Source organism: Streptomyces sp. NBC_01244 (genome assembly GCF_035987325.1).
In the GTDB taxonomy this organism is placed as follows: Bacteria; Actinomycetota; Actinomycetes; order Streptomycetales; family Streptomycetaceae; genus Streptomyces.
On sequence record NZ_CP108488.1, the window covers coordinates 3,595,321 to 3,618,724 of the forward strand.

The 23,404-nt window shown below is 73.9% G+C and carries 24 protein-coding genes, 1 tRNA gene and 1 pseudogene; 14 read left to right on the plus strand and 12 right to left on the minus strand.

What is annotated here, in order from left to right; all coding sequences use genetic code 11:
- Positions 1–64 precede the first annotated feature (64 nt).
- Both OG247_RS15920 and OG247_RS15925 read left to right on the plus strand, forming a co-directional pair.
- Positions 65–565 (plus strand): MarR family winged helix-turn-helix transcriptional regulator, encoded by a 501-nt coding sequence (locus tag OG247_RS15920; protein ID WP_327252874.1) that lies wholly within the window; start codon positions 65–67, stop codon positions 563–565.
- A gap of 121 nt (positions 566–686) precedes the next feature.
- Positions 687–1,991, plus strand: coding sequence for an MFS transporter (locus OG247_RS15925; protein ID WP_327252875.1), 1,305 nt, complete (start codon positions 687–689; stop codon positions 1,989–1,991).
- On the opposite strand, the gene OG247_RS15930 is transcribed toward OG247_RS15925, so the two are convergent.
- From OG247_RS15930 to OG247_RS15955, 6 genes are all read right to left on the minus strand, one after another.
- The gene (locus OG247_RS15930; RefSeq protein ID WP_327252876.1) at positions 1,909–2,208 is read right to left on the minus strand and encodes a hypothetical protein; all 300 of its coding nucleotides are present in this window, start codon (positions 2,206–2,208) and stop codon (positions 1,909–1,911) included. The genes OG247_RS15925 and OG247_RS15930 overlap by 83 nt on opposite strands.
- A 79-nt stretch (positions 2,209–2,287) precedes the next feature.
- Positions 2,288–2,962, minus strand: coding sequence for an NADPH-dependent F420 reductase (locus OG247_RS15935; RefSeq protein WP_327252877.1), 675 nt, complete (start codon positions 2,960–2,962; stop codon positions 2,288–2,290).
- Positions 2,963–3,074: 112 nt separating this feature from the next.
- The gene (locus OG247_RS15940; RefSeq protein WP_327252878.1) at positions 3,075–3,716 is read right to left on the minus strand and encodes a disulfide bond formation protein B; all 642 of its coding nucleotides are present in this window, start codon (positions 3,714–3,716) and stop codon (positions 3,075–3,077) included.
- Between the two features lie 11 nt (positions 3,717–3,727).
- Positions 3,728–3,892, minus strand: a complete 165-nt coding sequence (locus OG247_RS15945) for a DUF5993 family protein (protein ID WP_327252879.1) — start codon at positions 3,890–3,892, stop codon at positions 3,728–3,730.
- A 185-nt stretch (positions 3,893–4,077) separates the two neighbouring features.
- Positions 4,078–5,451 carry a sensor histidine kinase gene (locus OG247_RS15950; protein WP_327252880.1) on the minus strand — a complete coding sequence of 458 codons (1,374 nt, stop codon included), beginning with the start codon at positions 5,449–5,451 and terminating at the stop codon, positions 4,078–4,080.
- Between the two features lie 7 nt (positions 5,452–5,458).
- Positions 5,459–6,148: a response regulator transcription factor gene (locus tag OG247_RS15955; RefSeq protein ID WP_327252881.1), complete on the minus strand. Its 690-nt coding sequence runs from the start codon at positions 6,146–6,148 to the stop codon at positions 5,459–5,461.
- A 79-nt stretch (positions 6,149–6,227) separates the two neighbouring features.
- Between OG247_RS15955 and OG247_RS15960 the strand changes: the two genes are divergently transcribed.
- Together OG247_RS15960 and OG247_RS15965 are read left to right on the plus strand one after the other, a co-directional pair.
- Positions 6,228–6,758, plus strand: coding sequence for a hypothetical protein (locus tag OG247_RS15960; protein ID WP_327252882.1), 531 nt, complete (start codon positions 6,228–6,230; stop codon positions 6,756–6,758).
- Between the two features lie 41 nt (positions 6,759–6,799).
- Complete coding sequence (locus tag OG247_RS15965) at positions 6,800–8,302, plus strand: class I adenylate-forming enzyme family protein (protein ID WP_327252883.1); 1,503 nt, start codon at positions 6,800–6,802, stop codon at positions 8,300–8,302.
- Positions 8,303–8,310: 8 nt separating this feature from the next.
- On the opposite strand, the gene OG247_RS15970 is transcribed toward OG247_RS15965, so the two are convergent.
- A complete protein-coding gene (locus OG247_RS15970; RefSeq protein ID WP_327252884.1) occupies positions 8,311–9,210 on the minus strand; it encodes a spermidine synthase in 900 nt (299 codons plus the stop codon).
- 51 nt (positions 9,211–9,261) lie between these two features.
- A complete protein-coding gene (locus OG247_RS15975; protein ID WP_327252885.1) occupies positions 9,262–9,717 on the minus strand; it encodes a hypothetical protein in 456 nt (151 codons plus the stop codon).
- Positions 9,718–10,023: 306 nt separating this feature from the next.
- Between OG247_RS15975 and OG247_RS15980 the strand changes: the two genes are divergently transcribed.
- Both OG247_RS15980 and OG247_RS15985 read left to right on the plus strand, forming a co-directional pair.
- Entirely contained in the window at positions 10,024–11,379 is a 1,356-nt protein-coding gene (locus OG247_RS15980) for a tetratricopeptide repeat protein (protein ID WP_327252886.1), read from the plus strand.
- A 53-nt stretch (positions 11,380–11,432) separates the two neighbouring features.
- Positions 11,433–11,708, plus strand: coding sequence for a hypothetical protein (locus OG247_RS15985; RefSeq protein WP_327252887.1), 276 nt, complete (start codon positions 11,433–11,435; stop codon positions 11,706–11,708).
- A 474-nt stretch (positions 11,709–12,182) separates the two neighbouring features.
- On the opposite strand, the gene OG247_RS15990 is transcribed toward OG247_RS15985, so the two are convergent.
- Positions 12,183–12,779, minus strand: coding sequence for a histidine phosphatase family protein (locus tag OG247_RS15990; protein ID WP_327252888.1), 597 nt, complete (start codon positions 12,777–12,779; stop codon positions 12,183–12,185).
- A 192-nt stretch (positions 12,780–12,971) separates the two neighbouring features.
- Between OG247_RS15990 and OG247_RS15995 the strand changes: the two genes are divergently transcribed.
- Genes OG247_RS15995 through OG247_RS16010 form a run of 4 tightly spaced genes read left to right on the plus strand, consistent with a single transcriptional unit; the run spans position 12,972 to position 18,073 of the window.
- The gene (locus OG247_RS15995; protein ID WP_327252889.1) at positions 12,972–13,997 is read left to right on the plus strand and encodes a phosphatase PAP2 family protein; all 1,026 of its coding nucleotides are present in this window, start codon (positions 12,972–12,974) and stop codon (positions 13,995–13,997) included.
- Entirely contained in the window at positions 13,951–15,123 is a 1,173-nt protein-coding gene (locus OG247_RS16000) for a hypothetical protein (RefSeq protein ID WP_327252890.1), read from the plus strand. The genes OG247_RS15995 and OG247_RS16000 overlap by 47 nt, the downstream gene beginning before the upstream one ends.
- On the plus strand, positions 15,111–16,733 hold the full coding sequence (locus tag OG247_RS16005) for a hypothetical protein (protein WP_327252891.1): 1,623 nt from the start codon (positions 15,111–15,113) through the stop codon (positions 16,731–16,733). The genes OG247_RS16000 and OG247_RS16005 overlap by 13 nt, the downstream gene beginning before the upstream one ends.
- Positions 16,730–18,073, plus strand: coding sequence for an AAA domain-containing protein (locus OG247_RS16010; protein WP_327252892.1), 1,344 nt, complete (start codon positions 16,730–16,732; stop codon positions 18,071–18,073). Before OG247_RS16005 ends, OG247_RS16010 begins: the two co-directional genes overlap by 4 nt.
- Before the next feature lie 9 nt (positions 18,074–18,082).
- Here OG247_RS16010 and OG247_RS16015 read toward each other — a convergent pair whose 3' ends face one another.
- Positions 18,083–18,571 (minus strand): MarR family winged helix-turn-helix transcriptional regulator, encoded by a 489-nt coding sequence (locus OG247_RS16015; protein WP_327252893.1) that lies wholly within the window; start codon positions 18,569–18,571, stop codon positions 18,083–18,085.
- Positions 18,572–18,700: 129 nt separating this feature from the next.
- Here OG247_RS16015 and OG247_RS16020 point away from each other — a divergent pair, with 129 nt between their 5' ends.
- Positions 18,701–19,276 (plus strand): NADPH-dependent FMN reductase, encoded by a 576-nt coding sequence (locus tag OG247_RS16020; protein ID WP_327252894.1) that lies wholly within the window; start codon positions 18,701–18,703, stop codon positions 19,274–19,276.
- A gap of 10 nt (positions 19,277–19,286) precedes the next feature.
- Here OG247_RS16020 and OG247_RS16025 read toward each other — a convergent pair whose 3' ends face one another.
- Positions 19,287–20,549 carry a M20 metallopeptidase family protein gene (locus OG247_RS16025; protein ID WP_327252895.1) on the minus strand — a complete coding sequence of 421 codons (1,263 nt, stop codon included), beginning with the start codon at positions 20,547–20,549 and terminating at the stop codon, positions 19,287–19,289.
- A gap of 105 nt (positions 20,550–20,654) precedes the next feature.
- On the opposite strand from OG247_RS16025, the gene OG247_RS16030 reads away from it, so the two are divergent.
- The 3 genes and pseudogenes from OG247_RS16030 to OG247_RS16040 all read left to right on the plus strand — a co-directional run bounded on the left by OG247_RS16030 (position 20,655) and on the right by OG247_RS16040 (position 21,786).
- Positions 20,655–21,002 (plus strand): hypothetical protein, encoded by a 348-nt coding sequence (locus OG247_RS16030; protein ID WP_327252896.1) that lies wholly within the window; start codon positions 20,655–20,657, stop codon positions 21,000–21,002.
- A gap of 134 nt (positions 21,003–21,136) precedes the next feature.
- A pseudogene (locus OG247_RS16035) lies at positions 21,137–21,722 on the plus strand (bifunctional DNA primase/polymerase).
- Positions 21,713–21,786, plus strand: a tRNA-Lys gene (locus OG247_RS16040). Before OG247_RS16035 ends, OG247_RS16040 begins: the two are co-directional and overlap by 10 nt.
- A gap of 90 nt (positions 21,787–21,876) precedes the next feature.
- Here OG247_RS16040 and OG247_RS16045 read toward each other — a convergent pair.
- The gene (locus tag OG247_RS16045) at positions 21,877–23,079 is read right to left on the minus strand and encodes a M6 family metalloprotease domain-containing protein (protein ID WP_442813298.1); all 1,203 of its coding nucleotides are present in this window, start codon (positions 23,077–23,079) and stop codon (positions 21,877–21,879) included.
- Between the last annotated feature and the right edge of the window lie 325 nt (positions 23,080–23,404).

Genomic DNA, 23,404 nt, shown 5'->3' on the forward strand with positions numbered 1-23,404 from the left:
GACGCAGATTCTGTGTGACGCAATCTCTGCGCCACACAGATAAATTTGGAGCACGGAGAAGCCGATGTCAACCGATTACGCTCGTTCGAGTGATGAGTGGAGCCGCGCCGAGCTGCTCGCGCGCATCGTCACCGAGAGCCAGCGGCATTACGCCGACTACTCGCTCTTCAACCAGGCCATGGCCGACCACGTAGGCCTGCACCCCACCGACATGCAGTGCGTCGCCCTCCTCGACATGGAGCAGGAACCGGTCAGCACCGGCGACATCGCCCGCCTCACCGGCCTGACCTCGGGCTCCGCCACCCGCCTCGTGGACCGCATGGTCAAGGCCGGCGTCGTCGAGCGGCACGCCGACCCGAACGACCGCCGCCGCTCCCTCGTCGCCCTCTCCCCCACCGCCCGCGACCGGATCGGCGCCGCCTGGGAGACACCCGGCCGCGCCTTCGGCGCGGTTCTGGCGAGCTACTCCGACTCCGAACTGGCCGTCATCGCCGACTACCTGCACCGCGCCGCCGAGGTCGGCCGTGCCCAGGCCAAGCGGCTGGCCTCCGGCGACACCGACTGAGACCCGGCCGACCCCCGGCCGACACCTTCCGAACCGGCCGTTCCGGCGTTAGCGTCCGCCTCAACGGGCAACGGCGCGCGCCGGAGACACGGGAGGGTCGGCGTGCGGCTGGAGGTTGTCCATGCCCGCGCCCACTCCCCTGCCCGCGCCCACGCGCACGACCGCCCCCGCCGGCTTCCGCGGGGTCTTCGCCCTCGGCGGCCGGGCCCTGCCCGTCTACGGGTTCCTCGCCCGGCTCCCCGCCGCGCTGTGCCCCATCGGAACCCTGCTGCTCATCAACGAACGCGACGGCATCGGCGACGCCGGAACCATCGCCGCCGCCCTCTGGCTCGGCCAGGCCCTCGGCGGCCCGGTCATCGGCCGGCTCGCCGACCGGCGAGGCCACCGGCCCGTCCTCCTGGTCGCCTGCGCCGCGAACGCCGCCGTGCTCCTCGCCCTCGTCGCCGCCGTCCTCGGCGGGCTGCCGCTCGCCGCCCGCATCGCGCTCGCCGTCGCCGCCGGTCTCACGGCGGCTCAGGTCGGGCCGCTGGCCCGGGCCCGGTGGGCGCGGCTGGCCGGAGAGGACAAGGCCCTGGTCGGGGCCGCGCTCTCCTTCGACACCACCCTCGACGAGGTCGGTTTCATGGTGGGGCCCGCGCTGGCCGGGATCCTCGCCGTGACCGTCCATCCCGCGTCGGCGCTGCTCCTCGCGGCCGCCCTGGGCCTGGTGTTCGGGACGCTCTTCGCCCTGCATCCCACGGCGCCCGGCCCGACGGAACCGGACCCTGCCGCGCGGGGCGACGTACGACTGTGGTCTCCGGGGCTCGCGCTGCTGTTCGTCGTGGCCGTCCTGCAGGGCGCCGCGTGGAGCGGGGCCAATACCGGGGTCAACGCGCTCGCCGTGGCGGTCGGCTCACCCGGGGCCGCCGGGCTCGTATGGGCCGCCATGGCTGTGACCAGCTCGGTCGCCGGCTTCGTGACCGTGGCCCGGCCCGGGACGGCCGGCCTGACCGTCCGGCTGCGCCGGACCATCGCCGTCCAGGCGCTGCTGACGCTCGCACTGCTCGCCGTCTCCGGCCTGTGGGGCGCGGCCTTCGCCGTCGCCGGCATCGGGCTGGCCGTCGCCCCGCACCTGATCGCGCTGTTCGGCCTCGTGGAACGGGCCGGTCCCGCACGGCGGATGGGCGAGGCCATGACCCTGGCCGGCAGCGGTCTGATCATCGGCCAGGCACTGGCCGCGGCGGCCGCCGGTCCGCTCGCCGCCGCCTACGGGTACCGGGCGGCCTTCGCCGTCTCGTGCGCGGCAGCGGCCGCCTCCGCGGTGCTGGCTTGGGCGGCCGCCGACCGGGTCCTGGGGCCGGGACTCAGCCCGAACTCTTCATCGCCGCCAGCCCCTTCGCCAGGTCCTCGGCGTTCATCACCGGGGCGACCTCCAGCTCGGCGTTGAACTGGAGGAACAGGTCCTCCATCAGGGGCGGCATCTGGGCGCTGTCCTGGAGGTCGAAGACCATCCAGCAGGACCGGACGCCCTCGTGGAGGCCGAAGTAGGCGGCCTCGGGCTTAACGGTCTCCATGAGCTTCTTCATGGCATCGGGGAGGGCGCCGCTCTTGATGCCCTCGTTCGCCGCCGCCGTGTCCAAATGGGCCCTGAGCATGACTCTCATGCGCGGCTCCTTTCGTCACGGCCACCCTGAGCTCGGGTACGGGAGGCGGCAACATCTCCGCCTCCGTCCGGGCACCGGGCTACTCCGTCCGGTTCGCTCCCTGGATGTGGAAGTTGAAGTCCGTGTGCCCGAGGGTCCCCATCAGCCGGAGCCATACCGGCAGCAGCATCTCCGTACCGCGCGCCGTCTCGATGCCGCCCAGGTCGATGACGGTGTGCTCGCGCCAGTCGAAGGAGTACAGGAGCTCCCGTACGGCCTTCTTGGCCTCGGCGTCCTCACCCGAGAGGAAGACGGTGTGGTCGCCGGGGACCCTGGCCGGGTCGACCATGACCTGGCAGTTCATCGTGTTCAGCGTCTTGACCACGCGCAGCCCCGGGAAGGTCCGCTGGATCAGCTCGCCCAGGCTGTCGCTGTCCACCGGGTCGAGCCCGGGCGGGAACCCGCCGGAGAAGTCCAGCGGGTTCGCGATGTCGATCAGGATCTTGCCGTCCAGGTGTGCGGCGTCCGCCTCCGTCAGGGCGGCCACGCTGACCTGCCCGGCCGTGGCGTTGACGAGCGTCTCGCCGAGCCGCGCCGCCTCCGCGAAGCGGGCGAGGCCCGCCGCCGGGTGGGCCTGCTGCCAGGCGGCGTACTCGGTGCGCTCGAGGGTGGCCCCGGGGTCCCGGGTGCCGATGACGACCTCGTGGCCGAGGGAGAGCAGCCGGGCGGCCACCGTACGGCCGACGATCCCGGTGCCGAGGACTGCGTAGCGCATGACGGCTTCCCCTCGCATACGGAAGGAATCGGAGAGAACGAAGAAGGCGGACCCACTCAAGCAGGTCCTGCGGATTCCCGCGCACGGGGCGTCAACTCCACGCCAACCTCAGCTAGTCCAGGATCCCCACGTCGTAGAAGAACTGGTAACGCGTCGGGTCGTCCGGCAGGAACCAGTGGAAGCCCTCCTCCAGGAAGACGGCCACCAGGTTCACGGCGATCACCAGCCCCAGGAACCACAGCGCGGCCGTCCCCACCGCGCGGTACGGTCCCGGGTCCTCCGCCGGCACGGCCCGGTCCGCGGTGGCGTGGGCGAAGGCCAGGACGATGCCGACGGCGACGACCGAGGCCTGGAAGAGGATCAACGCCCAGACGTAGAGGTGCAGGCCGAACACCTCGCTCCCGTACCCCTTGTCGCCCGGCAGGACGTGCAGCATCGTCTGCCGCCACGAGGCGAACGAGCCGGCGGTCACGGCGACCAGGGACAGGCCCCAGCCCATCATGTAGTCGCGGCCGGTCACCGCCCCGCGCGACAGCGCCGTCCGGATGATGTGGGCCGCCCCCATCGCCGCCATCAGCATGAACATCCGCTGCACGATGCAGAGCGGGCAGGGGTACTCCCACATCCCGAACTGGTAGAAGAGCCCGCCGCACACCACCCCGGTCCAGCCGATGGCGAAGGCGCACGCGAACCAGAACTGGACCCGGCCCAGCAGGCCGCCCTCCAGCTGCGCCTCCGGGAGGAGGCTGGACATCGCGGCCACGGTCAGTAGCTCAAGGTGAGGGCGAGGCTGCCGGTGATGTGGTGCGCCATCAGCAGGATCACGGCGAGGAGCATGAGCCACCAGGCGCCGAGCACGACGAACCGCGGGGCGTCCCGGTACATCGCGATCAGCGTGGCGAGGAGGCCGCCGAAGATGAGGGTGTCCATGGCGCGGACCGTACCGACAGGGGGACATACCGGACGCGCGGCGCGCCCCCGCCGGCCCCAGGGTTACGTCGGTTGCGCCGCCACCTGCATCAGTTGCTTCGCCACCGCCTGCATCAGTTGCTTCGCCGCCGAAGCCAGTTGAGTCGCCACCGGCGTCAGTTGCGCCCGCATCAGCCGCATCGACGTCAGCTGCGCCGCCGCTTGCGCCGGCTGCGTCCGGCGCGCCCCGAGTCTCCCCGCGCCCGCCCGTCCAGCGCGATCCACACCCGCACCTCGGTGCCGCCGAGCACCGAACGCCCCAGCCGCACGTCCCCGCCCGTCGACTCCGCGACCCGCCGGACGATGTCCAGCCCCAGGCCCGTGGACCCGTCGCGGCCGCCGTCGTTGCCGCGCCGCAGGGCCGCGTCCGGATCGGCGATGCCGCCTCCCGCGTCCGAGACGAGCACGATGACCGCGTCCCCGGCGTCGTGGACGTCCACCGCGAAGGGGGTGCCCTCGGGAGTGTGCCGGAACACGTTGCCCAGCATGGCGTCCAGCGCCGCGGCGAGCTCCGGCCGGGCCACGGGGATCCGTACCGTACGGTCGACCCCCGCGAGCCGCACCTCGCGGCCCTCGTCCTCCGCCAGCGCCGACCAGAACCCCATCCGGTCGCGGATCACCTCGGAGGCGTCGCAGCCGGCGCCCGGCCCCTGAGCGGCGGCGGGCCGCTGCTCGCGGGCGGTACGGATGATCGTGTCGACCTCCCGCTCCAGCTGCTCCACGGCCGCCCGGGTGTGCTCCGCCGCCGGGCCGTCGCCGAGGGAGGCCGCGTTGAGCCGCAGCACCGTCAGCGGGGTCCGCAGCCGGTGCGAGAGGTCGGCGGCCAGCTCCCGCTCGTTGGCCAGGAGTTCCACCACCTGGTCCGCCATCGAGTTGAACGCGACGGCCGCCGAGCGGAGTTCCTTCGGTCCCTCCTCCGGGACCCGGGCTCCCAGCCGCCCCTCGCCGAGCCGGTGCGCGGCGTCCGCGAGCCGCTCGGCCGGCCGCACCAGGCGGGCGCCGAGCCGGTCCGCGACCGCCACCGAGCCCACGACCAGGGCGAGGCCGACGCCCGCGAGGACCACCCAGGCGGTGGCGACGCCATTGCTGACCTCGCTCTCCGGCACGAGGATCTCCACCACGGCGATGTCTCCGGAGCCGAGCGCCACGGGCTGGAGCAGCGCGAAGCCGCCGCCCGCCACCGGGACGGTCGCGGCCCGCCCGATCCGCCGGGTCTCGAAGACGGCGCGGTCGCCGGCCCAGCCGTCGCCGATGTCCACGCGCGGGTCGTCCCCGACGGCCGGCACGTGGACGGCCATCCGCCGGTCGGCGCCCATCTGCGTGGACTCCACGGCCTTGCGCAACTGCACCGGGTCGGTGGTGATGGACAGTGTCGGCCCGATGGTGGCGGCCTGCCGTTCGGCGTTGGAGAACGCCCGGTCGCTGGCCATCTCCTGGACGACCAGCCCGAGCGGTACGGCGAAGGCCACGACCACCATCACGGTGACCGCGAGGCACACCTTGACCAGCGCCCACCTCATCGGCGCATCACTGCGGCGGCTCCAGCTTGACTCCGACACCCCGCAGCGTGTGCAGGTAGCGCGGGCTGGCGGCGGTCTCGCCGAGCTTGCGGCGCAGCCACGACAGGTGGACGTCGATGGTCTGGTCGTCGCCGTACGACTGCTGCCAGACCTCGGCGAGCAGTTCCCGGCGGGCCACGACCACGCCCGGCCGCCCGGCGAGGAAGGTCAGCAGGTCGAACTCCCGTCGCGTCAGGTCCAGTACCGCCCCGTCCAGCTCGGCCTGCCGGCGCAGCGGGTCGATGGCGAGGCCGCCGACGCGCAGCACGCGGGAGGGCGGTTCGGCCCCGGCGGAGGAGCGGGCACGGCGCAGGACGGCGGCCATCCGCGCGGAGAGGTGTTCCACGGAGAAAGGTTTGGTCAGGTAGTCGTCGGCGCCGTCGTTGAGCAGCCGGACGATCTCCGCCTCGTCGTCCCGGGCGGTCGCGATGATGACGGGCACGTCGGTGATCCCGCGGAGCATCTTGAGTGCCTCGGCCCCGTCCAGGTCGGGCAGTCCGAGGTCGAGGATCACCACGTCGAAGCGGTTGTGGGCGACCTCGCGCAGCGCCTCCAGTGCGGTGCCGACGCTGCGCACGGTGTGCGAGGCCTCGGTCAGGTGCCGGATGAGGGCGGAACGTACGAACTGGTCGTCCTCGACCACGAGCACACTAGCCATGGCCCGCACCGTAGCCCATTCGGGGGACGCCGAGGGGTGCCGGTCCGGGTCTGGGACCGGTGGTGCAGTATGTCCCCCGATGAGACGAGGACTTGTCGGTAGAGCAGTCGCCCATGCGGGGGCGTGGACCCTGGCGACCGGGGCGGCCGTCACTCTGTCCTGGTGGGGCGTGCACTCGGTCATGTCCGGGACCGCCTACGATCCGCCGCTCGCGGTGCCGCTGGCCACGCAGCCCCTGTCCTCCTCCACGCACCGGGCGCAGCCGCCGGAGCCGACGCCCTCCCCGTCGCCCTCCGCGTCCGCGTCCACCGCGCCGGCCTCCTCTTCCCCCTCCGCCAAGCCCTCCGCGACGCCCACCCCCCGTTCGCGGCGCCAGGGGCCCGCGGCGGAGAACGTGAAGGCGTACAGCGTCTCGGGCGGCCGGGTCGTCTTCGATCTCGGCGCCGCCCCCGGCGAGCTGGTCTCGGCGACCCCGCTGGCCGGCTGGCGGATGCAGGTCTGGAAGCAGCCGGCCTGGATCCGCGTCACCTTCACCCGCGACGGCCGCGAGGTGTCGGTGTTCTGCACCTGGCACGACCACCCGCCGCTGGTGGAGATCGTCGACCCGTAGGGCCCGTCGTCCGGATCCGGTCCGCCGGATACCGTGGCGCCATGAGCACCGGCGCGCGGTACGTCACCGACCTGATCGACGCCTGCGAGCGGTACGGCGACCGGCCCGCCTTCGGGTCCGGGTCCTGGGTCCTGACCCATTCCGAGGTGCTGGCCTGGACGTACCGGCTGGCGGGCGCCCTGGCCGAGCTGGGGATCCGGCGCGGCTCCGGGCTGGCCTGCGTATCGGCGGGCAATCCGCCCCGGACCCTGCTCGTACGGCTGGCCGCGCACGTGCTGGGGGCCCGGCTGACCCACGTGTGCGTCGGCCCCACCACTCACGGGCTCGACCACCTCCTACGGGACTGCGAGCCCGCCCTGATCGTCCACGACACCCCCGTACCGCCGGGCCCCGCGGCCCGCATCGGCCTGGCCGCACTGCTGGAGCTGGCCTCCGCCCGGGAGGCCCTGCCCGTCGCGGTGGCGGCGCGCGGCGAGGACGTGGCCCGGGTGACCTACACGGGCGGTACGACGGGCCGGCCGAAGGGGGTGGCCTCGACGTTCGCCGCGATGGCGGCCCGTACGGCCACCCGCGCCGACTCCCCGGACACCGCGGGCTCCGCGCCGCTGACGTTCGTATCGACCGACTCCCTCTCCCAGCGCTCCGGCGGCCGGTGCCTGGAGCAGCTGCGGGTCGGCGGCCGCTCCGAGATCCTGCACCCCTTCGGCACCCGGGAGTTCGCCGAGGCCTGCCGGCGGCTCGGGCCCGCGGCCACGTACCTGACGCCCTCGATGCTGTACCGGCTGCTCGACGACCCGGAGACCGCCGACGGAGTACCCGGCCTGGTACGGGTCTCCTACGGCGACTCCCCCGTCCACCCGGAGCGGCTGCGGCGGGCGCTGACCCGGTGGGGTCCCGGGGTGCGCTGGACCCAGGGCTACGGGATGAACGAGGCCGGGGTCCTCAGCCGGCTCTCCCCGGCCGACCACGAAGCCGCGGCCACCGACCGCCCCCACCTGCTCGGCTCCGTCGGCCGCCCGGCGCCCGGGGTGGAGGTCGAGGTACGGGGCTCCGCGCCGGGGGCCACCGGGGAGGTGTGGGTGCGCTCCCCGATGGTGATGGCCGGCTACCGCAATCAGCCCGCCCTGACGGCCGAGGTCCTGCACGACGGCTGGCTGCGCACGGGTGACGTCGGGCATGTCGACGCCGACGGCTACCTGTACCTCGACGACCGGGTCAAGGACGTGGTCATGGTGCACGGGGCGAACATCTACTGCGGCCCGATCGAGACGGCCCTGACCCGGCATCCCGCCGTGGCCCGGGCGGCCGTCGTGGGGCGGACGGACCCGGTCACCGGGGAGGCGGTGTGCGCCTTCCTCGTCGCGGCCCCCGGGCACGCCCCGACGGGCGCGGCGGCGGCCGAAGCGTGCGCGCTGGTCGCGGCGGAGCTGGCGCCGGGGCAGCGGCCGGCGGCGGTGTTCTGGCTGCCGGCGCTCCCGCTGACGGACCGCGGCAAGCCGGACAAGCGGCGCCTGCGGGAGCTCGCGGCGGCCTCCGGGGAGTAGCCGGGGGGTCAGCGGAAGACCGACGGCGGGGGCTCCGGCGAGGCCACCGCCGAGGCGTCCGAGACGGGGACGGCGCCGCCCGCGAAGTCGATGAGGGCGCGGCCGTGTTCGACCCGGCCGGGGTGCGGGTCGCTCGCCACCCGCCGGGTGAACTCCGCGACCGGGAGCTCCCGGTCGGCGGCCACCAGCACGGCGTTGCCGAAGCGTTTCCCCCGCCACACCACGGGGTCGGCGGCCAGCGCCAGTTCCGCGAACCGGGACGCGGCCGTGGCGATCTGGCCCCGCAGATGGGAGAGCGGCGGACCGTCCGCGAGGTTGGCCACGTACCAGCCGCCCGGCGCCAGGGCCCGGCGTACGTCGTCCAGGAACTCGGCGCTCGTCAGGTGCGCCGGGGTGCGGGCCCCGCTGAACACGTCGGCGATCACCAGGTCCGCCCAGCCGTCGGGGACCTTCGCCAGCCCGGCCCGGGCGTCGACCGCGCGGACCCGGACCCGGGCCTGCGGGTCCAGCGGCAGGTGTTCCCGTACGAAGGCCACGAGCCCGGCGTCGATCTCGACGATCTGCTGCGTCGAGCGGGGGCGGGCGGCGGCCGTGTAGCGCGCGAGGGTGAAGGCGCCGCCGCCGAGGTGGAGCACGTTCAGGGGCTGGCGGGCGGGGGCGAACAGGTCGATCAGGTGACCGATCCTGCGCTGGTAGGCGAAGTCCAGGTGTCCGGGATCGTCCAGGTCCACGTGGGACTGCGGGGCTCCGTCGATCAGTAGGGTCCAGGCGCCGGGCCGCTCCCGGTCGGGTTCCAGCGCGGCGTGCCCGCCGTCCACCGGCCCGGCCGGCGCCTCGGAGGTGTCCCGGCCGCCGCGCCGCTTGTCGCTGCCCTTGTCGCCGCTCTTGCCCTTGCCCTTGCTCGCCACGCCCTCATTATGGCTGGTCAGGGCCCGGCCGGCAGGACGGCCTGTCGGACCCTAGCGGCAGTTGTCGGCGGCCTCGATCAGCCGGGCCGCCTCGCCGAGCGCCGCCCGCAGCACCTCCGGGTCGGTGACCGGTCCGACGGCCTCCGGCGGCAGCAGCCAGCCGGTGTCGCCCGCGGTGGGCGAGGTGTCGCCGAAGCGCATGCCGCGCCCGTTGGTGTGCGTACAGGCGCTGCCCGGCAGGTCCCAGGCGTCGGCCGTGCCGGGCGGGACGAGGAACCCGAGGGTGCTGCCGGAGCCGTCGTGCAGGACCGGGCCGACGCCGCCCGCGCGGCTGGCCTGACCGGCGGCCCGCTGGATGATGTCGACGGCCTCCAGCCCCTGCCGGGTCGGCACGGTGACCAGGTCCGGGGCACCCAGGGCGAAGGACGCCCCACCGGCCGCGAGGGGCGCTCCGGTCCTCAGGGGCGCTCCGGGCTCGGGCGCGGTGTTCGTATCCGTGCTCTCCATGCCGCCCTCCACCAAGGGAACCCCTCCTCAGATCCGCGTACGAGCATCGCGGGAGCGGTTGCCGGAAGCCGGCGGGCTTCCTCCCACTCCGCATGGGTTCAACGCGCGGGAACGTCAACAGGTGCGGCGGCAAGACGCTGCAAAGGATGGCAGTTCATGGCGGATCGCGGGTGAGATATCCGTTTTGTAGCCAAACACCGAGTCAACCCCGCACCGCTGGCGGTACGTTCATGCCCGCCGGGCAGCGCGTCACAGGCACCACACAGTCACCGGCAGCGCAATCACTTGCCCAGAGAGGCCGCGTCCATGGCGACGTCCCCCCACTCACCCAACACCCCCTTCCGGCGGCTGCGCGGTCAGCACTCCCCGGCCGAGTTCGCCGCGTTGGTGCGCAGGGCGGCGAAGGAAATCGGAGAAACGGTTTCCTGCGACGCCCGTTACATCGGCCGGGTCGAGTCCGGCGAGATCCGCTGCCCCAACTACGCCTACGAGCGGGTCTTCCTCCACATGTTCCCCGGCCGCACCCTGGCCGACCTCGGATTCTCCCCGCGCGAGACGGTACGGGGCCGGCTGGCGCAGCGCGAACAGGCAGCGTCCTTCTCCGCCTTCACCCAACACCACCACCCCCACCCCACGGGCTCCCCCGCCCCTTCGCGTTCCAAGGAGAGCGACGTGCTGCGTCGCGCGTTCATGGCGGGGGGTTCCGCGACCGTGGCGGCCGCGACCCTCAGCCTCACCCTGCTCGGCGACACCCGCCGGCTCCCCTCCCGCGCCGGCGAGTCCGAGGCGGCCGCCGTCGAGGACGCCGTACGCCAGATCCGGCTGCTGGACGACCGGCACGGCGCCGACGCCCTGTACCGGCGGGCCGCGGAACCCCTGCGCACGGCCTACGCGTTGCTCGACGCGGGGGCGACCCGGCAGTCCACCGAGGACCGGCTGCACGCGGGCGCGGGCGAGCTGGCCATCTCGGTGGGCTGGCTCGCGCACGACTCGGGCCGGTTCGAGGACGCCCGCTCGCACTACGCGGAGGCGCTCGCCACGGCCCGGGTCTCCGGGGACGCCGGCCTGGAGGCGCACGCCTTCAGCAACATGGCCTTCCTCGCCCGGGACTGCGGGCGGCCCCGCGAGTCGGTACGGGCGGCCCAGGCGGGCCGCCGGGCCGCCCGTGCGCTCGGTTCCCCGCGGCTGCTGTCGCTGCTCGCCCTGCGGGAGGCCGGCGGCTGGGCGGGACTGTCCGACCGCAAGGCCTGCGAGGAGGCGCTGACCCGGGCGCACACGGAGTTCTCGCGCGGTGAGGCGGGGGCGGATCCCGAGTGGATGTCCTTCTTCGGCGAGGCCGAGCTGGAGTCCCTGGAGTCCCGCTGCTGGGCCGCGCTCGGCGAGCACGCGCGGGCGGCCCGGCACGCACGCCGGGCGGCGGACCTCCAGGATCCGCACTTCGCCCGCAACGTCGCCCTCTACACCGCCGAACTGGCCGACAACCTGGCCCACGCGGGCGCCCCCGACGAGGCCGCCTGGGCGGGCGGCCGGGTGCTGGAGCTGCTGGAGGAGGTCCAGTCGACCCGCATCCAGTCGATGCTGGCGGCGACGGCCCGCACGCTGGTTCCGCACCAGCGCTCGCCGCGCGTGGGCGCCTTCCTCGCCCGGCACGCGTCGGCCTGACCCTCCGGGGCTGCAGCGGTGGCCGACAGACCCCTAGCGGCATGATGGCTGGTATGGCAACGAAGAAGTACACCGTGACTCTGCCCGAGGAGCTGGCGGAGGAGATCCGCGCCGAGGTGGGGTCCGGCGGCTTCAGCCGATACGTCACACAGGCCATGGAGCGCCAGCGCGAGCGGGACCACCTTCACAAGTTCGTCGGCTGGTGGGAGGGCGAGCACGGGGAGGTCACCGACGCCGAGCTGGCGGTCGCCGAGGCGGAGCGGCTCTCGCTCCAGCGGCAGCACGCGGAACGCAAGACCGGGTCCGTGCCGGACCGGAAGGCGAGTTGATGTCGGAACTCGTCTACTTGCTCGACAGCGAGGGCCTCTCCCAGGCTGTGCTCGGCAACCGCGTCATGGGTGCCCGCCTCAAGGACGCGGACCGCTCGGGAATCCGAGTGGTCACCAGCTCCATGACGCTCATCGAGGCCTACCACAAGCGCGTCAAGAAGGCCGCGTGGACGTGGACCCTTTCCAAGATCGCGGTGGAAGGTTACCCGGGAGATCGCGGGCGAGGCGATCGAGCTACTCGAGACCGCCGGCCTGCACGGCCGCAAGTACGCCATCGATGCGGCCCTCGCGGCCGTGGCACTGCGTCAGCGCGGTGACGTCACGATCTTCACGTCCGGCGAGGAAGACATGAAGCTGCTCTGTGGCGACCGCGTCGTCGTACAGGGGATCTGAGACGGGGAACCCGGTGTGGCGGGCCACCCCCGGCGGGCGGACCGGGGACGGTCGGGGAGCGGCCCTTCCGGCAGGCCGCCGCTATGCGTCCAGGTGCCCCGTGTCGTTCCAGCGTTCCAGCGCGGGGGCACCGTACGCCCAGCCCAGGACCGACAGCGAGGTCGGCTCCAGCCGGATGCGGGCGCCGAAGGAGGCGTCGAAGCCGAGCCAACGGGCGGCCAGGGTACGCAGGATGTGGCCGTGCGCGAAGACGAGGACGTCGCGTTCGGCCGAGCGGGCCCAGGTGACGACCTCGTCCGCGCGGGCCGAGACGTCCGCGACGGACTCGCCGCCCGGGACCCCGTCGCGCCAGATCAGCCAGCCGGGCCGGACCGCCTGGATCTCGGCCGGGGTCATGCCCTCGTAGTCGCCGTAGTCCCACTCCATCAGCGCGTCCCACGGCTCCGCCTGCATGCCGAAGCCGGCCAGGTCGCAGCTCTCGCTGGCCCGCACGAGGGGGCTGGTGCGCACCTCCAGCCCGCGCAGGCTCGCCCAGGGGTCGCGGGCGAGGCGCTCGCCGAGCAGCTTCGCGCCCCGCTTCCCCTCCTCCAGCAGGGGCACGTCCGTGCGTCCGGTGTGCTTGCCGAGCTGGGACCACGCCGTCTGGCCGTGGCGGGCCAAGAGGATGCGGGGGGCCATATGAGTTCTCCCGGTCGAGGGGGCGAGATGGGTGGGACGGTCAGTACGGTCAGGTCGGTCAGTACGGTCAGGACGGTCAGAGAACCGACGGCCCGACCATTCGCACTGCTTTGCGGTGGTTCCGTCGCCGCTCCATCATCCATCACATGAACGCCACGCAACCCTCCCGTCTTCACACACGTCATACGCCGTATGACTAATAGGCGGCAGCCTCCGCGTTGGTGGGCCGAACTGCTGATCCTGGGCATCGTCTACGCGGCGTACTCGGGCGGCAGACTCCTCGCCCGGGGGGACGTCGGGCTGGCCGTGGACCACGGGCTCGCGATCCTGCGCGTGGAGGAGCTCCTGGCCCTCGATCTGGAGCGGCCGCTCAACCGGCTCTTCACCGGCCAGGCGGCCCTCGGCATACCCGCCGACTTCGTCTACGCCTCCCTGCACTACCTCGTCACCCCGGCGGTGCTGGTCTGGCTCTACCGGCGGCGCCCTCAGCAGTATCGATTCGCCCGCACCTGGCTGATGCTCTCCACCCTCCTCGGGCTCGTCGGCTTCGCGCTGGTGCCCACCTGCCCGCCCCGGCTGCTCGACGCCTCGTACGGGTTCACCGACACGATGGCCCACTACAGCGCCTACGGCTGGTGGGGCGGGGAGGCCAGCGCCCCGCGCGGGCTCGGCTCCTTCACCAACCAGTTCGCGGCCATGCCCAGCCTGCACGTGGGCTGGGCCCTGTGGTGCGGGGTCGCGCTGTGGTGCTGCGCGCGCCGGCCGCTGGTCCGGGCGCTCGGGGCCGCCTACCCCGCCGTCACCACCGTGGTGGTCATGGGCACGGCCAACCACTACTTCCTCGACGCCGTCGCCGGAGCCGCCGTGATGGGGGCCGGCTACCTCGCGGCCCGCGCCCTGCCCGCCGGGATCGCCCGGGTCACCCGGGTCGCCGGGGTCGCCAGGGCCGGACTCCCCGCGTCCGGCGGGGCCGCCGCGCCCGCTCCGCATACCACCCGAACAGCGGGTTTCCGCAGTAAGTCCACGATTGTCAGTGGCGGATGGGAGACTTCCGCGGGTGAGCTCCTACCCGTCCAGCGGTCAGCCGCCGCAGACCCCGCCGCGGTCCCCCGGGCCGACGGCGCAGCCGGCGGCATGGCAGACCACTCAAGCCGTGCAGGCCGCGCAGTCGATGAATCCCCCGAGTCCCCCGAAGACGCTGCGGCAACGGCTCGCTGATCTGCGCGGCCCCCACGTCGCACCGCGCCCGCTCGACGCCCGCGCGCTGGCGGCCCTCGCCGCCAACCCGGGCTGCGGCAGACGTGCCCTGCTCGACGGCGCCGGCGTGGACAAGACCGTCCTCGCGGCGGCCCTCGGCTCCCCCGCGGCCTTCGGGCAGTCGCAGTTCGCCATCGTGCGCGGCAACTCCTTCGAGGCCAAGGTCAAGGGCGACGGCGGAGCCGAGCTCCTGCGGCTGGTGTACGAGCACCTCGGCGCGGGATCCGGCGGCGCGGCCGACCCGCCCGGACCGGACGCCCTCACCCCCGACCTCACCGCCGCCGGCCCCCAGGGCCGCGCCGCCCGCACCGCGCTCGCGCTGCGCGAGGCGACCGCCGCCGGAGCCTGGACCCTGCTCGACCACCCCATGCTCGCGCTGGAGGTGGCCGGCTCCCCCGCCTACCTGGAGCCGGACGCCGTCGTCGTGCACCCCGACGGGCGCTGGACCGTGGTGGAGATCAAGTCGTTCCCGATGATCGACGGGTCCGCCGACGCCGCGAAGGTCGGCGCCGCCGCCCGCCAGGCCGCCGTCTACGTCCTGGCCCTGGAGACGACCGCCGCGAAGGTGACCGGCGCCGAGGTCGGGCACACCGTGCTGCTCGTCTGCCCCAAGGACTTCTCCAACCTGCCCACCGCCGCCCCCGTCGACATCCGCCGCGAGCGGTCCGTGACCCGGCGCCAGTTGGAGCGGCTCACCCGGGTCGAGGAGCTGGCCGGGGCCCTGCCCGAAGGCCTCACCTTCGATCCGGCGTGCTCCGCCGAGGAGCTGACCGAGGCCGTGTCGGCCGTGTCCGCCTCCTACGCCCCCGAGTGCCTGGCCGCCTGCGAGCTGGCCTTCCACTGCCGGGACCGGTCGCGCGGGGCCGGCGAGGTGACCGTGCTCGGCCGCTCCGTACGGGGTGAACTGGGCGGGCTGACCACGATCGAGGCCGCCCTCGCGGCGGCCGCGGGCGCCGCGGCTCCCGAGGACACGGACCCCGAGGACCCCACGGCCGCCGCGCTGCGCCGGGCCGCCCGGCTGCGCGCCGAGGCGCTGGAGCAGGCCCCCGCCCGCATCCGCACGGAGGCCGCCGCATGTCCCTGCTGAACACCCTGGCCCGGCTGGAGGCCGTCCGCGCCGGGCGGGCCCAGCCGCTGGCGACCGTACGGCACCGGCACCTGTCCGAGCGGCCGCTGGTCTTCGTCCCGCTGACCACGGCGGGCGAGGCCGGGGCTCCGCTCGGCGCCATGATCGGCACCGATCCGGACCGGCCGCACGTCCTGGCCATACCGCAGCCGCGCGACCGGGATCTGCGGTGGGAGTTCCTGGCGGAGCTGGCCGGGCACGTGGTCCCGTACGTCGAGGGCTACGCGGACGCCGTCGAGCCGGTGGAGCGCACCGAGACCGACCCGGAGACGGGCAAGCGGGTCAAGGTGGAGGCCGAGCTGTGCCTGGACGCGCCGCAGCTGATCGTGCCGAGCCGCGCGGGCATCGAGTACGTCCGGCTGCTGGGGCGGTCCATGCGGTTCCGGCGGACCGCCGAGGAGGACCCCGAGCACCCGTATCCGGCGCCCGCGCAGGTGCCGCTGCTGGGGCGCTGGTTCACGCACCTCGCCGAGCGCTCGCGGGTGCCCGGTTCCTCGATGCTGCTGTCGGCGACGGACCTGCTGTCGCGGCACTGGGCGACCGGTCAGAGCAATCTGGAGGACCAGCACCTGGGCGCCCTGCTGGCGTGGATCGACCCGCCGGAGGGGGAGTCCGGCGCCGAGCGGGCGCTGCGCGCGGAGCTCGGCCGGGATCCGCAGGGCCTGCTGCTGTTCCCGCCGGCCGGTCCGGCCACCGATCCGGCCTTCGACAACAAGCTGCTGGCCCCGGCGATCGCGAAGTTCGACGCGGCGCGGGCGGCTGAGGCCGCGGCCACGGGCGGGAACGGCGACGGCCGGCGCGCGGCCGCCGAGCAGGCGGTCCGGCGGCTGGTCGTGGAGCAGATGGAGGGCACCTGGCGGGCGGTCTGGGAATCGATCGCCCTGCTGCGCGAACTGCCCCCGGGTCAGCGGACCGAGGACCGCTGGACCGGTGACCGCTGGTCCTACACCGGCCACCGGGACCGGGTCCGGGCGGGCGAGGGCCCGCAGCCGCGCCGCGATGACGCGGTGACGGCCGCGCGCAAGCTCGCGACGCGGGAGACCGAGCAGGTGCGGCTCGACGCCCAGGAGGCGCTGGACGACCTGCTGGTGATGGCGGGGCGGCGGCTCTCGGGCGAGGCCTTCGCCGGGGAGGTCACCGAGGTGGTCATGGAGTGGACGGAGTCGAAGCGGCCGAGTCCGCGCCCGCTGGTGTGGGTGGCCACGGAGGACCGGCCGCAGCTCACCGACGGCGGCGAAGGCGGCAGCGGGGGCGGGGGCGGTCCGAAGGTGTACCGCTCGCTCGACGGGCGCCCGCAGAGCGCGCAGTTCGTGCGCCGGGAGGAGGACGGCCGGCTCGTGCTGCGCGTCCTCGACAAGATGGGCCGCGGCAAGGACCCGGAGCCGGGCTCGGTGCCGGAGAAGGGCGACCGGGTGTGCTGGACCCTGTTCGAGCACGATGCGCGCGGCGGCCCGAAACTGCCGGACGCCGAGCGGACCCCGTGGACCCACGGCGGGCCGCCCGCGCACCTGACCGGTGACGCCCCCGCGCTGCCGCTGCCCGACCCCGTGACCGCCGAGGACCTCCTGTGAGCACCGCGAGCACCGCTTTCGATCCGGGCGCGGCCGCCGGCCGGGCCACCGACGCCATCCTGCGCGACACCCTGCACGGCGGGGCCCGGGGCGTGGTCGTCGACTCCCCGCCCGGGGCCGGGAAGTCCACCCTGGTGGTGCGGGCGGCCCGGGACCTGGCGGCGGCCGGGCGCCGGCTGATGGTGGTCGCGCAGACCAATGCGCAGGTCGACGACCTGGTGCTGCGGCTGCACGCGAAGGATCCGGAGCTGAAGGTGGGCCGGCTGCACAGCAGCGAGGGCGACGCCTACGATCCGGCCCTGCGCGAGCTGGACTCGGTGGTCCTCTCGGCGAAGCCGGGGGACCTCGCGGGGCTGCCCATCACCATCTCGACGGCGGCCAAGTGGGCGTGGGTCAAGGACGTGGAGCCCTGGGAGCACGCCATCGTGGACGAGGCGTACCAGATGCGTTCGGACGCGCTGCTGGCCGTGGCCGGGTTGTTCGACCGGGCGCTGTTCGTGGGCGACCCGGGGCAGCTCGACCCCTTCAGCGTGGTCGGCGCGGAGCAGTGGGCGGGCCTGTCCTACGATCCTTCGGCGTCGGCGGTGTCCACCCTCCTCGCGCACAACCCGGACCTGCCGCAGCACCGGCTGCCCGTGTCCTGGCGGCTGCCGGCTTCGGCCGCGCCGCTGGTCTCCCGGGCGTTCTACCCGTACACGCGGTTCCGCAGCGGTACGGGCCCGGGCGAGCGGCGGATGTCCTACGGGGTCGCGGGCGACGGCTCGGGCCCCGACCGGGTGCTGGACGAGGCCGCCGAGTCGGGGTGGGGGCTGCTGGAGCTGCCGGCCCGGCACACCCCGCGCACCGACCCGGAGGCGGTCCGGGCGGTGGCCCTGGTGGTGCGCCGGGCGCTGGACCGGGGTGCGGTGACGGTGGACGAGCAGCCGGGCGGCCCGTCCCCGCTGACGGCGGACCGGATCGCGGTGGGCACCGCCCACCGGGACCAGGCGGCGGCGGTTCGGGGGGCGCTGTCCGCACTCGGGGTCACGGGGGTCACCGTGGACACGGCAAACAGGCTCCAGGGCCGCGAGTACGACCTCACGGTGGTCCTGCACCCCCTGTCGGGCCGCCCGGACGCGACCGCGTTCCACCTGGAGACGGGCCGGCTCTGCGTCCTGGCCTCCCGGCACCGGCACGCCTGCGTGGTGGTGGCCCGGGCGGGGATAGCGGAGCTCCTGGACGCCCACCCGTCCTCGGAACCGGTGCAGTTGGGTGTGACGATGAAGTTCCCCGACGGCTGGGAGGCGAACCACTCGGTCCTGGCACACCTGGCCGAACACCGGGTGGTCTGGCGGCCGTAGCCCGGCGGCTCAGCGGGTCTTGCGTTCCACGCCGAGGCGGGTGCGGAGCAGTTCGCCCACCTCGGCGAAGGTGCGCAGCTGCTCCGGGGTCAGGATGTCGATCAGGTGGCGGCGCACCGATTCCACGTGGAGCGGGGCGGCCGTCATGATCGTGGTGACGCCCTGCTCGGTGAGCACCACTTCGGCGCCGCGGCCGTCGTCGGCCACCTCCTCGCGGCGGACGATGCCCCGCTGCTCCATCCGGGTGAGCTGGTGGGAGAGCCGGCTGCGGGACCACTGCATGAGGACGGCGAGGGCGCTGATGCGCATGCGGTGGCCGTCGGTGGAGCCGAGCACCGACAGGACGTCGTAGTCGGCTTCGGAGAGCCCGCTGTCCTGGGTCAGATCGCGCGCGATATCGGCGTTGACCAGGGGGAACATCCGCCGCCAGGCGTACCAGGCCTGCTGTTCGGGCTCGCTGAGCCAGCGCGGTGCGCTCCCGGTCTCGTTTTCGGTCATGGTCGAAGTCTAGACCGGTACGTGACACGTCACCTATCTGGTTGACACGTCACTCACTTCTGCGCTCTCATAGGTGACACGTCAACAAAACCATCTCCACACAACCGCCCCGGCCGCGAGGAGCCCGTCATGAACTCCCACCCGATCCGCCTGCACGTCATCTCCGCCTCCGTGCGCCCCACCTCCGCCGCCCGCCCCCTGGCCCGCTGGGCCGCCGGCCAGGCAGGCGCACACGAGGCGGGACGCTTCGAGGTCACCCCCGTCGACCTCGCCGAGATCGCCCTGCCCTTCCTGGACGAGCCCGAATACGCCTCCACCGGGATCTACGCCCACCCCCACACCCGCGCGTGGAGCGCCCTGGTCGACTCCGCCGACGCCTTCCTCTTCGTCCTGCCGATGTACAACGGCGGCTTCACCGCCCCCTTCAAGAACGCCATCGACTTCCTCTACGGCGAATGGCAGGGCAAGCCCGCCGGGCTGCTCTCCTACAGCGCGGGCGGCTCCGGCGGCGCCCCGGCCGGCCGGATGCTGCGGCCGGTGCTGGAGGCCGTCGGCATGGTGCCCGCCGAGGCCTCGGTGGCCGTCCCGGGCATCGGCGGGCTGGTCACGGCCGAGGGGTTCCGGGCACCGGAGGGCCTCGCGGGCGAGCTCGCCGCCGTACTGGACGAGCTCGCCGCCCTGGCGAGGACCCCGGTCAGCGCGTGACAGGGGGCCGTCAGCGCGTGACGAGGGCGCCCGTCAGGTGGTCGTACGCGGCGTGCGCGTGCAGCCGTACGCCCGTGATCAGGGTGTCGTCGTCGGCGTAGAAGGCGGGGTGGTGGTTGCCCACCAGACCCCGGCCGCCGGGAACGGCCACCGGTTCGCCGCCCGCCGGGTCCAGGGCGGTGTCCTGGACGCCGAGCATCACGTACAGCCCGCCGAAGCGGGTGATGAATTCGGAGACGTCGTCGTAGCCGAGCGTGCCCCCGACCTCCACCACCCGGTCGGAGCCCGCGACCCGGCGCAGCGTGGGCAGCGCGGCCTCGACCCAGGCCGCTTCGTTGCGTACGGCGGGCACGTCCTGGAGCAGCTCGACGGTCGCGGAGGCGCCGTAGGCCTCGGCCGTGTGCTCGGCCAGCACCGTCAGGCGGCGTTTGACCTCGGGCATGTCCCGCTCCTCGGCGCAGCGGATGGTGCCCCACAGGGTGACGCTTTCACCGATGACGTTGTACCGGCCGACGTCCTCGATGTGACCGATGGAGACCGTGACCGGGGAGAACGCCGAGACCTGCCGGTAGAGCTGGCCGATCCCGGTCAGCAGGGCCCCGACGGCGGGCATCGGGTCGATGCCGTGCCAGGGCGAGGAGGCGTGGGACTGCCGGCCGGTGACGGTGACGCGGACCAGGCAGGAGGCCCCGTACATCGGGCCGGACTTGTAGCCCACCCAGCCCTTGGGGTGCGGGGTGACGTGCATGCCGAAGGCCATCGTGGGGACGGGGTCCTCGAAGGCCCCCTCGGCCACCATCAGCCGCGCCCCGCCCTCCTCGCCGACCGGCGGGCCCTCCTCGGCGGGCTGGAACACGAACAGCACCGTTCCGGGCAGCCGTTCCCGCACCCGTACGTCGGCCAGTGCGCGCGCGGCTCCGAGGAGCATCGCGGTGTGGCAGTCGTGGCCGCAGGCGTGCGAGGCCCGGCCGGTGGCGGCGAAGTCCGCGCCGCAGCGGTCGGGGACGGGCAGGGCGTCCATGTCGGCCCGCAGCGCCGCCACCCGGCCCCCGGGCCGGCCGCCACGCAGCACCCCGACCACCCCGTGCCCGGCGATGCCGGTCCGCACCTCGTCGAGTCCGAACGCGGCGAGCTCCCGCGCCACGAGCCGCGCGGTGGCGGCCTCGCGGTTCGGCAGCTCCGGATTTCGGTGGAGGTGACGGCGCCAGCCGATCACCTGCTCGATGCCCTCGTCGCAGAGCTTGTCCAGCGTCTCGTGCACACCATCGGTCATACGCACGTTCTAGCCCATGGGTCCGGGCCCCCGGGCGCCCTTGCGCGAAGCTGGACAATGGACGGTGGCCCGGAAGCATTTCCCACGTCCAGCAGGAGGACACGCATGGCAGAGCCCGAGCGGACCGAGCGGAGGCTGCGGCCCGCGCAGTTGCTCTTCGAGCCGTCGGAGACCGTCACGGACCCGGAGCACTTCTTCGACCTCGAATCGATCGACGACCCGCGGGAGCTGCTGGCCCGGGCGACGGAGCTGACCCTGGCCTTCCGTGCCGCCCAGGAGCGGGCGGTGGAGTTCCAGGCGGTGGCGGCGGCGCAGCTCGCGGATCCCCGCCGGTTCGACCGGCTGCCTGCGGCGGCGATCGCGGAGCAGGCGGAGTGGACCGAGGACTACGCCCGCAAGATGATCGAGTTCGGCGAGTCCCTGCTGCGCGGCACCACCCCCGAGGGCGCCTGAGGACCCGCCCCGCCGCGACCCCCGCCGCGACCTCTGGCATATGCGGGGCGCAACATACCCCAGTCCCACCCGGCCTGTCCCGGTTTCTCGTAACTCCCGGAGATCGGTTCGCTACCCCGGGTAGACCTGAAGGCATGACGACCCTGACCGGATGCCCCGCGCTCGACCTGCGGACGACGACGACCGCCTCCGCGACCCACGTCACCCCGGCCGGCGCCGCCTGGCTGGCCTCGGCCTCCGCCCAGCCCGGAGGCACGCTGGCCGCCTGGCAGGCCCGGCCCACCGCGCCCGCCGTGCTGCCCTGCGGGACCGCCTTCGACGTCGTCAACGTCCCCCTCGTCCTCGGGCGCCGGATGCTCGACCTGCTCTGGGCCGAAGGCCCCGGCTCCGGGCCGGCCGCCGTGCACCGCGGGCGGACCCTGCTCTTCGCCGCCCCCGGCACCGCCCACCGGCTCCCGGCCCTGCTGGCCTGGGAGGAGTGGAGCACCCCCGTGCCCGCCCCGCTCTGCCACGGCCGCGGCGATGCCGTCACCGTGCCCCCGCTGGCCGCGGACGGGGGGCCCTCGCGCTGGCTCGTGGCGCCCGACACCCGGCTGCCGTGGCTGCCCGGACCGGAGGCACTGCTGTGGGCCTTCGTCCGTGCCACCCGAGCTGCGGATATCGATTTTTCCGATCCCCGGTCGGGGTGCTAATGTCTTCCTCGTCACCAAGCGCCGCTAGCTCAGTTGGTTAGAGCAGCTGACTCTTAATCAGCGGGTCCGGGGTTCGAGTCCCTGGCGGCGCACAGACGGAGAAAGACCCCCACGCGAGTGGGGGTCTTTTTCGTGTCCGGGCCCCGCTTCACCTCAGGGGCCCCGCGTCCCTCCCGGCGCTCCTACCGCTCCTCGCGCGTGATCTTCACCGTGTACGCGCCCGACTGCGTGCGGTCCGCCACCTCCACGGTGATCCCCTCACCCGGGACGGTGAAGGTCTCCCCCACCTCCAGCGGGGCGTCCGCCAGCGGCGGGTACACCGAGCGGTCCCAGCAGGCCTCGGTGTCGGGGTGCGCGTCCACGACCTCGATCGGCCCGCCGCCGGAGGCCGCCTCGTTGCGGACCCGGTAGACGAGGACCCCTTCGGTGCAGGTGTCCCCGTCGTTGCCGGCGGAGCCCCGCGCCTCGACGGCGATCGCGCTGCCGGCGCCCGTACGGACCACCGCGAGCCGGGTGCCGCCCGTGCCGCCCGGGCGCGGGGCCTCGGACAGCGGCTGGAGGGTGTGCAGGGAGGAGCCGGATCCCACGCAGTCCACCTGGGAGGCGTCCAGCCAGCCGAGCTTCCACTTCTGCCAGGCGAAGAGGTCCGGGGCCATGCCGAACTGGCTGCCCATGACGTCCCAGTCCCCGACGTACGTGTCCCAGTCCCCCTTGCCGTCCGAGGGCCGGTGGTAGAGGTCCGGCAGGTCGAAGACGTGCCCGGTCTCGTGGGCCAGCACGTTGCGGTCCGGCGGGTGCTTCTCGAAGACCGTGACGATGCGGCGCAGGTCGGTGCCGTCGGCCCGGATCGGCTGCTCGAAGTTGACGACCTTGGTGGCATCGGAGTCGACGCCGGGCGCCTCCGGGTCGGCGACGAAGTAGACGACGTCGTACCGGCCGAAGTCCACGGCCGGGTCGGCTCCGGCCACCGCGTCGCGCAGGTACGCGGCCCGGTCCGCCGGGGCCCAGTCGCGCTGTATGCCGTAGGCGGCGGACGGCTTCGGCATCTGGACCCACTGCTTCTGCGGGTGCGGGACCAGGCGGAAGCGGCCGTAGGAGGCCCGCTCGAAGAACTCGCTGGTCGCCGGGAAGTAGTCGGCGGTGAGTTCCTCGGTGGTCAGGGTGGGGCGGTGGTCGGGGAAGGAGAGGAAGACCATGACCGCGTTGAGGGTGCGCTCGGGCTTGGGGTAGGCGCCGTTCCAGCTGTCCAGGCCCAGGGAGTGGTGGGCGGCGGTCCGGGTCAGCGCGCAGGGTCCGGCTCCGGGAGCGGCGACCGCGGGTCCCGCGACGAGCGACATGGCGGCGAGCGCCGTCAGGGAAGTGAGCGCCGCCGCCGTGGTTCGCATGCGGGAGCGGTCCACTCCCCCGGGTGTCTGCTGTCGCGGCACATCGACCTCCGGTGGTGGATTAGTACCTCTTCATCCACCTTGGGGCGATTGTCTTACTAATGCCCTGTTCCGCTGCCCCACACGAGTGAGCACTAGGGCAAGCCGGTGACGCCGGGTTTCGCACATTCGCCTACGGAAAGTCACGACCGATCAGGTCGGGTCAGCGGTGGGCGCCGGATGCTCACACCCGTGCGGAAACGATCATTCGCCGTCAGGCCGACGAACCGTCATCACGCCGAACTCCCGCGCCCCGCACGGCGTCGCCGCTGGATAGGGCCGTCCG